11 protein-coding genes and 4 pseudogenes are annotated in these 14,289 nt (G+C 68.2%); 6 read left to right on the top strand and 9 right to left on the bottom strand.

Annotation, left to right across the window (positions count from 1 at the left end; all coding sequences use genetic code 11):
* Positions 1-406 precede the first annotated feature (406 nt).
* Both ACSYGN_RS09275 and ACSYGN_RS09270 read left to right on the top strand, forming a co-directional pair.
* A complete protein-coding gene (locus ACSYGN_RS09275) occupies positions 407-1,753 on the top strand; it encodes a tetratricopeptide repeat protein (protein WP_460393761.1) in 1,347 nt (448 codons plus the stop codon).
* Between the two features lie 76 nt (positions 1,754-1,829).
* Positions 1,830-2,815, top strand: a pseudogene (locus ACSYGN_RS09270) (IS5 family transposase).
* A gap of 241 nt (positions 2,816-3,056) precedes the next feature.
* Here ACSYGN_RS09270 and ACSYGN_RS09265 read toward each other — a convergent pair.
* Positions 3,057-3,341, bottom strand: coding sequence for a DUF7336 domain-containing protein (locus ACSYGN_RS09265; protein ID WP_014140622.1), 285 nt, complete (start codon positions 3,339-3,341; stop codon positions 3,057-3,059).
* A 172-nt stretch (positions 3,342-3,513) separates the two neighbouring features.
* Here ACSYGN_RS09265 and ACSYGN_RS09260 point away from each other — a divergent pair.
* A pseudogene (locus ACSYGN_RS09260) lies at positions 3,514-4,059 on the top strand (ISAzo13-like element transposase-related protein); the annotation flags it as partial.
* On the opposite strand, the gene ACSYGN_RS09255 reads toward ACSYGN_RS09260, so the two are convergent.
* The 5 genes and pseudogenes from ACSYGN_RS09255 to ACSYGN_RS09235 all read right to left on the bottom strand — a co-directional run.
* Positions 4,058-4,282 (bottom strand): hypothetical protein, encoded by a 225-nt coding sequence (locus tag ACSYGN_RS09255; protein WP_460393759.1) that lies wholly within the window; start codon positions 4,280-4,282, stop codon positions 4,058-4,060. The pseudogene ACSYGN_RS09260 and the gene ACSYGN_RS09255 sit on opposite strands and share 2 nt — an antisense overlap.
* A gap of 52 nt (positions 4,283-4,334) precedes the next feature.
* Positions 4,335-5,090: a hypothetical protein gene (locus ACSYGN_RS09250; protein WP_460393757.1), complete on the bottom strand. Its 756-nt coding sequence runs from the start codon at positions 5,088-5,090 to the stop codon at positions 4,335-4,337.
* Between the two features lie 409 nt (positions 5,091-5,499).
* On the bottom strand, positions 5,500-5,949 hold the full coding sequence (locus ACSYGN_RS09245; RefSeq protein ID WP_460393755.1) for an ATP-binding protein: 450 nt from the start codon (positions 5,947-5,949) through the stop codon (positions 5,500-5,502).
* Positions 5,950-6,696: 747 nt separating this feature from the next.
* Positions 6,697-7,926, bottom strand: a complete 1,230-nt coding sequence (locus ACSYGN_RS09240) for an outer membrane protein assembly factor BamB family protein (protein WP_460393753.1) — start codon at positions 7,924-7,926, stop codon at positions 6,697-6,699.
* 43 nt (positions 7,927-7,969) lie between these two features.
* Positions 7,970-8,158, bottom strand: a pseudogene (locus ACSYGN_RS09235) (LysR family transcriptional regulator); the annotation flags it as partial.
* Positions 8,159-8,507: 349 nt separating this feature from the next.
* Between ACSYGN_RS09235 and srmL the strand changes: the two are divergent.
* Positions 8,508-9,629, top strand: coding sequence for a PheS-related mystery ligase SrmL (srmL, locus tag ACSYGN_RS09230; protein ID WP_460393751.1), 1,122 nt, complete (start codon positions 8,508-8,510; stop codon positions 9,627-9,629).
* 319 nt (positions 9,630-9,948) lie between these two features.
* On the opposite strand, the gene ACSYGN_RS09225 is transcribed toward srmL, so the two are convergent.
* Both ACSYGN_RS09225 and ACSYGN_RS09220 read right to left on the bottom strand, forming a co-directional pair.
* Positions 9,949-11,064 carry a hypothetical protein gene (locus ACSYGN_RS09225; RefSeq protein ID WP_460393749.1) on the bottom strand — a complete coding sequence of 372 codons (1,116 nt, stop codon included), beginning with the start codon at positions 11,062-11,064 and terminating at the stop codon, positions 9,949-9,951.
* Between the two features lie 566 nt (positions 11,065-11,630).
* Positions 11,631-11,903, bottom strand: coding sequence for an ATP-binding protein (locus tag ACSYGN_RS09220; protein WP_460393747.1), 273 nt, complete (start codon positions 11,901-11,903; stop codon positions 11,631-11,633).
* A gap of 172 nt (positions 11,904-12,075) precedes the next feature.
* On the opposite strand from ACSYGN_RS09220, the gene ACSYGN_RS09215 reads away from it, so the two are divergent.
* Positions 12,076-13,023: a helix-turn-helix domain-containing protein gene (locus ACSYGN_RS09215; RefSeq protein WP_460393745.1), complete on the top strand. Its 948-nt coding sequence runs from the start codon at positions 12,076-12,078 to the stop codon at positions 13,021-13,023.
* Positions 13,020-13,211 carry a DUF397 domain-containing protein gene (locus ACSYGN_RS09210; RefSeq protein ID WP_460393743.1) on the top strand — a complete coding sequence of 64 codons (192 nt, stop codon included), beginning with the start codon at positions 13,020-13,022 and terminating at the stop codon, positions 13,209-13,211. Before ACSYGN_RS09215 ends, ACSYGN_RS09210 begins: the two co-directional genes overlap by 4 nt.
* Here ACSYGN_RS09210 and ACSYGN_RS09205 read toward each other — a convergent pair.
* Positions 13,208-14,275 (bottom strand): annotated as a pseudogene (locus ACSYGN_RS09205) (formylglycine-generating enzyme family protein); the annotation flags it as partial. The gene ACSYGN_RS09210 and the pseudogene ACSYGN_RS09205 sit on opposite strands and share 4 nt — an antisense overlap.
* Positions 14,276-14,289: the final 14 nt, after the last annotated feature.

The following is a 14,289-nucleotide window of genomic DNA, read 5'->3' as shown; positions in this document are numbered from 1 at the left end:
GTTGATCTTTTCCCCTGCGGCAGGGTTGAAGCTCCTGGGTACGATAGGTCTGATCGCACTCCCTTGGGTCCTGTTCCGGCGCGACAAGAAGGGTGCTGTCGTCTCTGCCGCGTGCATTGGGGTGGCGGCGGTCTTCCTTTGGATTCAGCCGTCACATTTCCCATTTCCCATCGTGTATGCGTCTGTGATCCTGTCCTCGGTGACTCGGATTACGCTTGCACTGTCAGCGTCCGTTGCGTAGATCTTTTTGTCCACGCCGTGCTCCAACGGTTGGCGACGGACGAGGAGGACGCCGTTCGCGATGCTGCGCGCGCGGTCGCTCTGGCGTTATCCCGCGCTCTGGCTGTTATCCCGGTCATGCGACCGCAGCCGACGAGGCAGGCGTGGGAGTCTAGAGTGCGTCCTCGTGAACGCTGCCGAACTTGACCGCCGGGACCGTACGCGCGACGGCTGGATACCTCCCCACCTGGTCTCCTGGCTCGTCGACCATGGCCATCTCGGCGAAGTCGAACACCAGGCACGTGGCGGCGACTGGTTCTGTGCCCAGGCGTGGGTGCGGATCCTCGTTGACCAGGATCGGCAGGACGAGGCCCTGCAAGTGCTCGCCCCCTACCTTGCCACGGGGTGGTGGAAGGCGGCCCGGAGCGTCGCCGAGTTGCTTGAAAGATGGGGACGGGCGGACGAGGCGATCGAAGTCTCCCGCTTGAACATGCAGGCCAACTGGCGGCTGGCGCTGGAGAATTTTGCGCTGCTGCTCGCCCGGCACGGCCGGGGCGATGAGGCATTCGGCCTGCTCCTGCCGTACCTGGAGGACTGGGTCATAGCTGATGCCCTGGTCGCGGTGAGCGCCGGCCCGGGGCGGGACGAAGAGGTCGCCGCGCTGCTGGCCGCCCGTGTCGAGGCAGGACATCAGGGCGGCTGGCCGGACTTCGGTGGCCGGAGTACCGAACCCGGCAACGCCACCGAGCTGCTGGCGACCGTGCGCGAGCGGCAGGGGCGGGTGGACGAGGCGATCGCCCTCCTGCGGACGCGGGAGATCACGTCGGTCAACGGCCGCGATCAATTGGCCGATCTGCTGGCTCGGCACGATCGGATCGAGGAACTGCGGGAGTACGCGGCGACCGAGACTCTCGGCGAGGCCGCCCAATGTCTCGCGGAGTACTTGGAGCAACGCGGGGACGTGGCGGGCGCGATCGACGCCTACAGAACGCTTGCTGCGGATGATTCGCCGCATACGGCAGTGCTGCTCGCGTGGCTCCTCGCCCGGCATGATCGGGGCGATGAGGCGATCGAGCTGCTGCGTTCTCTGCCGAGCGCGGGCGATGAAGACTGGGTCGTTGACGCGCTGTGCACGCTGTACACCGACCAGGGCCGTGCCGAGGAAGGCTTGACGTACCTCGATGACCGCAAGGCCCGATGTGGTTCTGAGGAGAGAGAGTTCTTCCGGCTGCGGACCAAGCTCCTGGTCGCCTGCGGTCGCCGGGAGCAGGCGATCGAGGAGGCCCGGTCGCGCCCTGAGTCGGACAACTGGTGCGAGGCGCAGGACCTCGCTGCGCTGCTTTCCGACGCCGGACGCTCGGAGGAGGCCGTCGTGATCCTGGACCCGGCGATCCCGGCCAACCGGAGCGCCCTCGCCGCACACCTCATGACGGCTGGGCGCATCAAAGACGCCGTGGCCCTGCTCCGGCAACCGCCGAAGTACGTGGAGCCTCTCCACCCTCTCCCCTGGAGCAACGAGGATCCCCCGTTCTAGGTCCTGTCTGGAGTCCGGATCACGAGTTCGGTAGATCGCCTGCGTCATGGGGTCCCTCCTTGATAGGCCATCGGCCATGGCGCGAGGCGATCTCACCGACGAGCAGTGGGCCCTGATCGAGCCCCACCTTCCGATCGCCGCAGTCGGGCCCATCCCCGACCTGCGGAAACACTTCAACGCGGTGATGTGGCGGTTCCGCACGGGCAGTCCCTGGCGCGACCTGCCCAGCGAGTTCGGGCCCTGGCAGAGCGCGTACGACCGCTTCCGGATCTGGGCGACGCAGGGCGTCTTCCAGCACCTGATGGAGGCGGTGATCGCCGAGGCCGCTGACCGGGGCCAGGCGGACCTGGGCCTGGTCAGCGTGGACTCGGCGACAGCACGGGCGCACCACCACGCCGCCGGGATGGCACTGGAACCCGAGCAGTTGGCGGCCCTGGAAGCGGCCGCCGAGTCCGAAAAGGGGGCGCCGTGGAGGGACAACAGCCGCAGGACGGACAGTGCGAGGACGACGCGGGCGCTGAGCGGCGACGGGCCCGCCGACGGCACCGGGCCCGTCTGAAGGCCGCACAACTGGGGCGTTCCCGGGGAGGGCTGACCAGCAAGATTCACCTGGCGGCCGACCGGCGCTGCCGTCCGCTGGCGTTTGTGCTCACCCCCGGACAGGCCGGCGACAGCCCGCAGTTCGTCCCGGTCCTGGAGCGGGTGAAGGTGCGCGGGCCGGTCGGGCGTCCCCGGACCCGACCGGACGCAGTGGCCGCGGACAAGGCTTACTCCAGCCGCCGTAACCGCCGCTACCTGCGGCGTCGTGGAATCCGGGCGGTGATCCCGGAGAAGGTGGACCAGGCCGCCAACCGGAAGAAGCGCGGTTCGAAGGGCGGTCGCCCGGTCAGCCACGACGCGGCCTTGTACATCGAGCGCAACACCGTGGAGCGGTGCATCAACCGGCTGCGGAACTGGCGAGGCATCGCGTTCCGCTTCGACAAGACCCCGGAGAGCTACGAGGCCGGACTGCATCTGTGCGGTGCGATGCTCTGGCTCCGCAGCATCGCACCGCAGTCGTGATCCGAACTCCAGACAGGACCTAGCCGACAGCCAACGCCAGGCATGGCCCGACAGGAGCAAGGACAAGCTCTACGGCCGCATCAAGAGAAGCGCCTCAAAGCCCTCGAGAACAGGACCAACGCGGCCTGACCTGCCACGGCGACAGGCAGCGTCACAACACCCGCGACGTGACCCGTCCCCTCGCTCTCCTCGGGCTCACGTGACCAGGAGCCGACATCCCACCGAAGCTCTGCCCACAGACCTACTCACCTGGCGGAACTCGAACGAAGCCCTCGGTCCAATCGTCCTCATCGAGCTCGCAGGGGTCGAAGTAGAAGCACTCCGGTTCATCACGGAAGCCCGGTAGCAGTCGAGCCTGCCGCACACGCTCCTCAACCCGTTCGAGGGTCGAGTAGATGCCGAGCAGCTTCACGTCGTCGCCGTCCGACTCGTCGCAGAACACGCCGCTTTCATCGACGTGCACGGTCGATCCGTCGTCGCCGGCTTCGTTCTGGTGGCCGACATGCCACAGCGGATACACGATCACGGACGCGAAACTATCAGCACTCGGGTTCGTGGGGACTGCGCCGTTCGACGCCCCTCACCGCGCGGGACCCCGAGATCACGAACCGGGCATCACGCGACTTTGCCGAGGCCCTGGGATCTGTCGATAAATAACTCCTCGGTTTCTGGCGTCTGTTGGCCCGTAGGATGCGGGTGTGTCGGAGGGGATCGAGGCGGGACTGGCGGAGGCGTTGGGGTTGTTGCTGCCGCATCTGGACGAGCGGCGGTGGCGGTTGGTGCTGGGGGCCGCTGCCCGTGTGCGAGGGCACGGCGGGATTCGCCGGGTGGCTGGTGCTGCGGGGGTGGCGGAGTCGACGGTGTCGCGCGGGCTGCGTGAGCTGGAACGCGGTGAGGAGCCCGATGGCCGGGTTCGGGCGGTGGGCGCGGGCCGCAAGCAGTTGCGGGACGTTGATCCGGAACTGGTGCCGGCGTTGCTCGCGCTGGTCGAGCCGGACCAGCGGGGAGATCCGGAGTCGCTGCTGCGGTGGACGGTGAAGTCGACCCGCGTCCTGGCCGCGGAGCTGTCCCGCCAGGGGCATCAGGTCGGCCACGACACGGTGGCCGCGCTGCTGAAGGTCGAAGGGTTCTCCCTGCAGGGCACTTCGCGCACGACCGAGGGTGCCCGCCACCCGGACCGGGACGCCCAGTTCCACTACATCAACGACCAGGTCAAGACGTATCTCGCGGACGGGCAGCCGGTCACTCGTCGTACAGGCGGAAGAACCAGTCGCCGTGTATGGGGCTGTACGTGAGCCAGTCGACGTTGTCGTCGTTGCCGCCGCCGTTGTAGCCGCCGACGTTGCCGATGATCTCGCCAGTGCCCTTCTTCCAGTCGACCCGGGAGAACCATGGGCCGCCGGAGACACCGCCCCACATGCCATGGCACTCGTGGAAGGCGGGGAGCAGAGTTCGGCGCGCGCCCACCGGTGCCCGCTCGACCCGCCCGGGGCACGGTCCGCGGCCGCCGGGTCCGCCGCTACGCGGAGGGCGCAGCCTTCCGTGAGCGGCGGCGCCGCACCGCGAACGCGCCGCCGGAGGCGAGGGCCAGCCCCGTGGCCGCGACGCCACCGGTGACCGCCCAGGACGAGCCGCCGCCGTCCGCGACGGGCTGGCCGGCGATCGTGACGTGCTGCTTCGTGGTCTGCTGCCCATGGTGGCTGACCACGGTCGCGGTGTAGCGGCCGTTGGGTACGTCGCCTCGCAACTGTCCGTGGCCCGCGTAGACCGTGCCGGGGTCGTCGCATTTGCAGCCGGGGTTGTCCGGGCTGTCCGTCTTGATGGTCAACGGGCCCTTGAAGATGGGCGACGTGACGGTGAGGGAGTCCTCCCCTGGTGCGGCCCGCAGGTCGGTGAGGACCACCCGGACGTCACTGCCCGGGCGGAGGGAGGCGGGTGTGTCGCTGCCGGGGGACGCGTTCCTGGGACCGATGACGAACCGGTAGATCTGCGCAGTGTTCTCGGCCAGGACCTTGAGTTGTGCGGTGGCGACGGTACGGCCGTGGCTGGTCGCGGTGACCGGATAGGTGCCCGCGCGCAGGCCCGAGCGGACGCGGTGGTCTGTTCCTGGCGCGTCCACCTGGACCGACTGCGTCGACCCCTTCTTCAGGGGAGTCAGGGTGATCGGCTCCTGCAGGGCCGGTGAGCTGACCTCGACCTTGTCCCATCCCGGTGGCATTCCGTCGAGGCTGAACGAGATGTCGTCGCCCGCCTCCAGGGCGAGGTTCTGAGCCACGTGGTACTCCAGGCGGACCGCCGGAGACGGGCTGCCGCCCGAAGCCGGGCTCGCGCCCTCGCCGGCCGACGCCCCCGCCGCCCCTCCCAGCAAGGCGACTACGGCAAGACCGGCGACGCCCGCGACCCCAACTGCCCTGCGGAACAACGATTCTCCCTTGAGCAGGGATGGCTGTGGCGGTTCGACCGCAGACATCTGTCGACCAGAAGAGGGCAGGAGCGGGCAGTTGGTTGCCGACGACCAGGGCTCAATCGGCGACGAAGCAAGTTCAGGACGCGACGGACTCAATACACCGTGTAGTCAAAATAAGCGGCGTCTCAGCCGGGGCGTGAGGGGAGGGGATGCGACGCGAGCCGCGTGGGGTGACCGGGGGTGGCGGGGCCGGGCGTGGTGATCGGGCCGGTGCGGGTTACTCGGGGGGTGGGGTGGTGAGGAGGGCTCGGATGGTTTTGCCGGTGGGTGGGTACGGGATGGTGTCCCAGTGGTCGGACAGGGCTGCTACGAGGGTCAGGCCTCGGCCGCCGGTGCTCAAGGGGTCCGGGGTGGTGTGCTGTGGGGGGAGCTTCGGGAGGCGGTCGCCTCGGGCGTCCGTTACCTCGATGTGGAGGGTTTCGGGCAGTGGGGCGTAGGTGAGGGTGAGGCGGAAGCCTCGGCCGGGGAGTCTGCCGTGCCGGACCGCGTTGTTCGCCAGTTCCGCTACGACCACTTCGGCACGCTCCGTGATGTTCTCCGGTACGTTCCAGGTGTGCAGTTCGTGCATGGTCAGGAGGCGGGCCAGGCGGGCGCCTCTCGGAGTCGACGACAGCAGTTGCGTGAAGGTGCTGGTGGGGGCGTCGACTTGGGGGAGTGGGTGGTTCATGGGGTCAGCGTGGTGGGTTCGGGGGCCGGGTTGCGAGGTGGCGGGCGCGTACGCGTAGTCAGCGTACGGGCACGCAGGGTGGACAGTACGGTTGCCTATAGCTCACTCTGAGTGTTGAGCACTGTGCGGCTTACTGGGCCGTTGTGGTGCGGTACGCAGAGAGGGGCGGCATTGACATCGTCAACGGGGACGAGGCCCTCGCCGGGAGCGGGATCGACGACAACGATGCCGGGGGCCTGCCGACCTTTGGGGGTGACGGGGAGGCGGGTGCGGTTGCCGCCGGGGGTTCGGTGGGGCTGAACAAGATGGGCGTACGGGCTGCCGCTCGGGAGGGGGACAAGAACCGCCCCACGGGCGCTCCGCCCGAGGCTCCCAAGACCACCAAGGACTTCGCGCTGACGCTGCCGGACGGCCCCGGGACGGCCCGTATCAACCCGGACATGATCCCGAAAGGCACGACGCTGCTCATCGTGGCGGAGTTCTACAAGGACGACTCGTGGCTCAGTTCGGTGTGGCTGCCCACCGCTGCGGCCGCCAGACGCAGTTCGGCAGGTGAGGGCAACGGCGTGCGCCGGTGTCCGGGACCGGTGTCCGGGGCGGGGCGGGGCGGGCAGTCGTCGTCGGCTGGGGGCCCGGCGGTCAACGCAAGAGCCGATCCGGCTCGGGGTGGCTGGAGGCGGCCCAGCCCCCATCGGCGATGGGGCGGTTGCGGTGAGCCGCTGCCGTGGCCCGCTCCGAGCCGCGGTATCAGGGCAGCGGGATCGACCGTAGGCCGCGATGTGTGCGCGCTTGGACGACGACATGGCCCGAGTCGCCGCCCGGGACGACGAGCGTGGGGTGTTCCCCGTCCCTCGTCTGCGGGTACGGCGCGGACATGCGTGGCGCGGCAGCTCCGGTCGCCTTTGGGCCGGCGTGCAGGTCGATCGTGATCACGCGTCCTCTGACGGTGGCGACGTTGCCCGGGGTGAAGGTGACGAACCGTTCGCCGGCCAGTTCTTCCTCCTCGGTGGTGTTGGCGTAACTCCACAGCCTCCGGTGGCGGACAAGGTCGTACGCGTTCCAGGCGCCGGCGCCCGGGTCCTCTGCGCTGTCCTCGTACAACACGAGCACACCGTCGGACGAGATCAGACCGCGCTCGGGCTTGTCGCCCGTGTCCTCGGCGGTCGGCAGCGGCCCGAGCGTGACCGGGTCCAGGCGCCGGAGCGGTGGGAAGGCGTCCCCGGCGAAGAGCGGGCTGCCGGTGCACACGAGGTAATGGCTGCCGGAGATGAGGTTCGGGCACTCGACTCCCCGGGGGCTGGTCGCCACGGCGACGCCGGTACGGGCGTCGCGGGCGGTGACCTTCGCGCCGTCGGTGGTGTAGACGCGGCCCCCGAAAGCGGCGATGCCCCCGTACGGGTCCGCGTCGACGGTGCGGTACCACAGCGTCCTGCCGTCGGACGCCCGGAAGGCGCCGAGGGCGATGCTCCCGGCGGTCTTTTCCGGCGTTTCGAGGACGTAGACCGTCCCGTCCGCCGCCCCGAGCGCATTGGAGGCGCTGCCGCCGTCGGCAAGCCGACGTGTCCAGGCGGCCGTGCCCGTGCGCAGATTTGCCGCGCGCAGTATCTCGCCGGAGCCGGTCACGGCCCGTTCGTCGGCCGAGTCGACGACGAGCGCGGCATCCTTGCCGCCGCCGGTCGGGGGGACGGCCCAGGTGAGCTCGCCGGTGACCCGGGATCGCCCGACGAGGCCGCCGAAGCCGGTGCGGCACACGACCTGATGAGCCGTCGCCCCGCAGCGGCCCTCCTGTCTGGAGAGGACAGTGGTCCACGCATGCCACGGACCGGAGACGGTCACGGGGGTGGATGGGGCGGAGGGGGCCCCGGGCGCCGAGACCGTCGTACGACTTGACTCGCGGGAAGGCGTATTCCCCGGGCTCGTACAGCCCGCGAGCGCCAGCCCGAGCAGCGCCGCGCCCAACAACCGTGTCCGTTGCATTCCGGTCACCCCCGTGAGACAAGGCCCCTCATCCTAGGGGCGATCAGCGTTCCAGCAGCATGCGTTGCAGTTCTCTGGCGGGCACGTGGGGGCCACATCGCTGCGGTGGGCCAGGGCGATCGTCCGGTGCAGGCCGGGACGGGCCGGCGGGGTCACCCGCGGCCCGCGCAACTGACTTCGTCGCAATCAGGAGCAGTACGACGGCCACGCCGAGCCCCGCCCGCACGCAGCCAGTCCGGTCAGCCCCTCAGCGGGGGCCAACCGGAGCCAGTACTCAAGGATTAGGAGCCGCCGTGCGCCGCACCGCCAGGCGTCGGGCTGCTTCCGCCGGTGATGAATCACCGGCACACGTCCCCGCAGTGGAAACAGCGAGGCCCGGTGTCGGAGGCCAGCTATAGTCCTGGTGTGGCCGTCGTAGCGATCTCTCGCCGATTTACCGGCCCCCTGGCCCCCGAAGGGTGCCGCAGGGGTCGGACTTTGCCACGTCTCCAGAGCTGAGTCGGCTGACCCCACCGTGCGGTCAGGCCCAGGGGCTGGGGGGTTTCCGAAACCCCGTCACTGCTCTTGGCCAGGAGGCCGACATGCCCGCCCACCTTTCCGCTGAACAGCTCGCCCGTGACCTGTCCATCCGGGACCTCACCGACCCTGCCACCGGACCACACGCTCTCCAGCTCGTCCTCAACCATGCCGTCGAGGCGCTGGCGGAACGCTGGGGCTGCGAGGTCCGCTGGTGCCGCGGCGAGCGCACGGTCACCGTCGAGGACAACTACGACAACCTCGGTTACCGTGCTGACGACATCACCCGCGACGCGCGCTACACCCGCTACGTCGACGATCGGAGCATGCTGCGCAGCCACTCCAGCGCGCTGATCCCGGCCGCGCTGCGTGCGCTGGCCGTGGACCCGGCCGACGACGTGCTCCTGGTCTGCCCCGGACTGGTCTACCGCCGCGACAGCATCGACCGCCTTCACACCGGCACTCCCCACCAGCTCGACCTCTGGCGCATCACCCGCCGCCCGGCCCCCATGACCACAGCCGACCTGGACGACATGGTCGCCACTCTCGTGGCGGGGATCCTCCCCGGGGCGAAGCACCGCCACGAGCACCGCGTCCACCCCTACACCCTCTCCGGCCGCCAGGTGGACATCGATCGCGACGGCGAATGGATCGAGGTGGCGGAGTGCGGCCTGGCGCATCCGGAGGTGCTGGAGCGGGCCGGCCTCGACGACTCGTGGAGCGGCCTCGCGCTCGGCATGGGACTCGACCGCATGCTGATGCTGCTCAAGGGCATCCCGGACATCCGGATCCTGCGTTCGGCCGAGCCGTCCGTGGCCGCGCAGATGGCCGACCTGGCCCCTTACCGAGCTGTGTCCGCCATGCCCGCCATCCGCCGGGACCTGTCCGTCGCTGTCGACCGCGACGACCTGGCCGAGGACCTCGGCGACCGGGTCCGCGACGCCCTGGGCCCCGAGGCCGACTGTGTGGAAACCGTCGAGATCCTCAGCCAGACGCCGTGCGCGGAATTGCCGCCACAGGCCCTGGAACGGCTCGGAGCCCGACCGGACCAGAAGAACGTCCTGCTCAAGGTGGTCCTGCGGCACCTGGACCGCACCCTCACAGACCACGACGCCAATCTGCTGCGCGACCGCATCTACGCCACCGTCCACCAGGGCAGCGCCCACCAGTGGGCGACGGTCAGCTGATGTGAGCCGAGGCCGGCGCCTTCCCCGCGGGGGCGCCGGCCTCGCCGCAGCGCCGACGGCAAGGTTGGCGCTGTAGGTGCCGGAGTCGGCAGCGAAGGCGACATCCGTGCAGCCAGGCGCGCAGCAGATGAGCCCGGAGGTCGAGCAGGCCCTGGTGGGCTGGGACCTGGTTGCTGTGTTGTGTCAGCCCAGCTCAGGATGGGTTTGACGTAGTGCGGCACACTCGTCAAACGAGCGCGATGGTGCGCGAGCTGTTCACGGACGGCCTGTTCGTCCGCCCAGCGGTCCGGGCTGCTGGCAAGTGGCCCGGACCGCTGGGTCAGCTCCCCTCTGGGGGACGGCCCTCTGGCGAACCTTTTTGGGGACGGTCCTCTGACAGATCGCCTGACAGGTCTGAGGGGCGGCGAACAGGACCCGATTCCCAATCAACGTCGTGCCCCGGAGTCTTGACATTGTCCAGCAGGTTTTGTCCCTGCCGGTCGACCGCGTGAGTGACTGATTCTTGCAAAATTCCGAATGCGGCAGCCCAGGCCACAATTTGCACTGAGGTATCAAGGGCAGTAAGTCCTGGCACGAAACTTCCGCTAAGTAGCAGGATTCCAATTACTGCAGTCAAGGCCCCGACTGGAAGCCGCAAAACCAGCAGACTCGTCGTTACGTGAAATGGACCGGAGGTTCCTCGAACCTTCCTTAGTGACACGGCGCCAGCCACCGCGGCAGCGAGCGCGCCTGTAAATTCAATAAACCAAACACCTTCCCAGCTTGGTTTTCCTCCCAGAGGGCATACATTTGGATTCCGTCGGGAGGCGATAAGGTCCGGGTTGTCTGGGAAGCAAAATAGTCGCGCGATATCGGGGGAGCCGACTTTTACCCAGGTCGAGAATCCAACTGCAATGCCAATCATCACTATTGTTGCCCACCATACCATCTGCGTGAAATTGCGAACTCTCGCCCTATCTGCTTCTTCTGCCTGGTAGGCGGCGTGGAGGGTGCCGGCTAGCAATTCTCGATCCGCGTTAGGGAGCTTCTTGAATTCGCCGCTTGGGGTCTGAAGGCGCCATTCGAGTTGCTGCAATCGGGCGTCAGAGCGGTCTAGATGTAGCCGTGCATGAACAAGAGCTGGCAGGGCCTTCCATTTCAATTCATTTTCAGGGAGAATGCGCAAAATCGCAACCTCGGCCTCATGTACGTTTGCCAGTGCGCGGTCAATCTGTCGCCCACTGAGGCGAGACCAGAGACCTCCATGCCGCAGGGTCTCCCGGGCGGTTTTGAGTTGTGTATTCGCCTTTTCTATGATGGGTTTATCTTCGTCGGCGGGGCTGCCACGTTCATTGATCTTGTTGATCTGGCTTTGGAGGTCTGAGATATGTGCACTGATGCGCTGGGCCCAGGATGTTCTTTCGTGTTCTACTACATCTCCGTCGTGATCTACCATGGTGAGTCCTCCTACTCGGTTGTAGAATCCGCCTCACCTTTAATTTCAGCGCAGACTGGAGAAGGCTGCAAACTGGGGAAGCGGCTCTGCAGGATGTAAGGAGGGCTCGGTCGATAAAGCCACAGTAGTGCCGTCGGTTGAGAAGGTGTGAAGGAGAATTTTCGACCCTGTAGTGCGACGGAGCAAGACGGGAAAGAGGTTCCTCAGGTTGAACTCGCGGAGTCCCGCGGTCTGATCGCGTCGTCGTCCATGGCCCGACCGATGGGTGGGAGACGGCCGTCGTCCAGGTGGGGCTTGTACTGGACCCTTACCGTTCTGTCTGGGTTCGCACCGGTCATTCGTAATGACCGGGAGGCCCAGGGGTGCTGCCTGCGGTGTGGGGGCCCCGCCCCAGCGGGTGTAGGCGATCTCCGTTGGGGTGACTGTGCGTAGGCGAGAGCCCAGGTGGTCGTGGGTGAGAGGCCAGGGGTCCAGGGTGCTGGGGCGGCTGCCGAGGTGGTGTAGATGATCCTTGTTTCGCCTGCCGCGCAGGTGGGTGCCGTCCCCGTCGTACGTCTAGTCCAGATCTATTGGGCGACGAGGAAGGTGGGGGCGGGGGTGCCGTGGTAGGTGAGGGTGAGGCGGAAGCCTCGGCCGGGGAGTCTGCCGTGCCGGACCGCGTTGTTCGCCAGTTCCGCTACGACCACTTCGGCACGCTCCGTGATGTTCTCCGGTACGTTCCAGGTGTGCAGTTCGTGCATGGTCAGGAGGCGGGCCAGGCGGGCGCCTCTCGGAGTCGACGACAGCAGTTGCGTGAAGGTGCTGGTGGGGGCGTCGACTTGGGGGAGTGGGTGGTTCATGGGGTCAGCGTGGTGGGTTCGGGGGCCGGGTTGCGAGGTGGCGGGCGCGTACGCGTAGTCAGCGTACGGGCACGCAGGGTGGACAGTACGGTTGCCTATAGCTCACTCTGAGTGTTGAGCGCTGTGCGGCTTACGGGGCCGTTGTGGTGCGGTACGCAGAGAGGGGCGGTGCATGGACATCGTCAACGGGGACGAGGCCCTCGCCGGGAGCGAGATCGACGACAACGATGCCGAGGGCCTGCCGGCTTGCGGCTGTGACGGGGAGGCGGGTGCGGTTTCCCCTGCGGGTTCGGTGGGGGTGTGGGAGCGGGAGCCCCATCCGTCGGACAGCTTGCGGACGTTCGGGGCGGTCGTGCAAGCCTTGCGGGAGCATGCGGGGCTCAGTCGTGTCGAGTTCGCCCGGCTGGTTCGGTACTCCAAGCACACCGTCGAGTCTGTCGAGTTGGGGCGCCGGATGCCGGACAAGGCGTTCGTCGAGCGTGGGGAGGAGGCGACTGGTAACACCGGTGCGCTGCGGAAGGCCGCCCGGTATCTGGCGCGGGGGGAGCCGGGGTTGGCGGCGTGGTTCCGGCGGTGGGCCGGGCTGGAGCGCGATGCGGTGAGCCTGTGCACGTACGAGAACCGGCTGGTGCCGGGGCTGTTGCAGTCCAAGGCCTATGCCCGTGCCGTGTTCGAGGGGACCATTCCCCTCCGGACCGATGAGGAGCTTGAGGAGCAGCTCTGCGCCCGGATTGAGAGGCAGGCGATGATGTGGGAGCGGCCGAAGGTGCCGTTCAGCTTCATCGTCGAGGAGCAGGTCTTCTGGCGCGGCTTCGGTGATGCGGAGGTGATGCAGGCGCTCATCGATCACGTCCTGGAGCGCACCTCTCTGCGCAACGTTACGCTTCAAGTGGTGCCCCTGCGCTCTGGGTTGCACGCGTGCTTGGACGGGCCTGTGCGGATCTTGGAGACTCCCGAAGGGCGGCGACTCGCCTACTCGGAAGGGCAGCAGAACGGGCGGCTGATTGCCGACCGGAAAGAGGTGAGCCTGCTCTGTCAGCGCTATGAAACACTGCGCTCGCAGGCCCTGCCCCCGCGTGAATCCCGGGCCTTGCTGGAGCGACTCCGAGGAGAGCTATGAAGACCGGTATGACGGAATTCGCCTGGTTCAAGTCCAGCTACAGCGGCAGCCAGGGCGACGACTGCGTGGAGATCGCCATCGCTGAACAGGGCGTCCACGTACGGGACTCCAAGGACGTGAGCCGCCCGCCTTTCGCGGTTGGCCGCGACGGATGGGGGTCGTTCGTGAGGTTCGCGTCGGGGCACTGAGTGCGGTTGGCTTGCCGCCCGCTTCCCGGGAAGATCACGGCCTCCCCGGGGTCGTCCAGCGTGGTGGACGTCCATTCCCAGCAGTTTCCCACCATGTCGAGAACGCCGAACGGCGAGCGGTTGTCCAGGCGTTCACCGGCCGGGGCCGCGGCGGCGTGGCGCACGGCGTCACCCGCGAAGTCTCGATACCACGCCTGATGCGTCACGACGGGCCGTCCGACCCAGGAGTCCGCGCAGTTGACGCGGTCGGCGTCGGGTGTGTCGCCCCAGGGGAACCGCCCGTCCCTGCCGCGTGCGGCCGCCTCCCCCTCCAGGGAAGTGGGCAGGCGCTGGCCGCCGAACGCGGCAAACGCGTACGCGCTCCACCAGTTCACGCAGATGGCCGGGTGATCGGCGTAGCGCGGACTCTCGTAGTAGTCCGGGTGTTTGAGCCGGTCGGTCCACGGGCGGTGGGAGATGTGCGCGGGCTGGTCCGGGTGGTCCCAGCGCGAGGTGCCGTCCGCCTCCCGCGCGTCCAGGAAACGGCGGTAGCGGTGACCGTCACCGCATGGCGGTCGAAACGTACGGGACGCCGGATGCGGCGGATCAGTAGGCGCTCCGCCGGACCGACGAGGTAGGGCCCGGCCGGGAGTACGCAGGCGTCGGTCTCCGGAGCCTCCGGCGTTGCCGCGAGGAAGGCGCGTACCTGTTCGGTGAGGAAGGCCGGGAGGTCCGCAGCCGATTCGAGTGGAACTGCTGGCCGCCCGGTACCTGTCGGACCCCGCGAACCTCGGTACGCGGTGTGCGCGAAGGCGACCTGGTCCGGCCCCGCAGGACGCAGCAACGGCGCGAGGAAGTACGCATCGATATCGAGCAGCCCGTTGGCGAAGGCGTCGGCGCCGAGGGCACGGTGGATCTCGGGGAGGGTGAAGACGGTCTGGTCGGCGAGGAAGGCGGCACCGAACGCTGCCGGCATCCGCTCTCCAGCTCCGGCCGCCCGCGCTCGGCCAGCGTGCGCGTGATGCGGGCGGCCAGTATGTCGCCGAGCGGTTGCCCAGGGGAAGCTCCAGGGGCTCCCGGGCCATCGGGACAAGTCAGT

The organism is Streptomyces sp. YIM S03343, from assembly GCF_054729195.1.
Note: the sequence above shows the minus strand (reverse complement) of the source record. Positions and strands in the feature narration are given on the sequence as shown.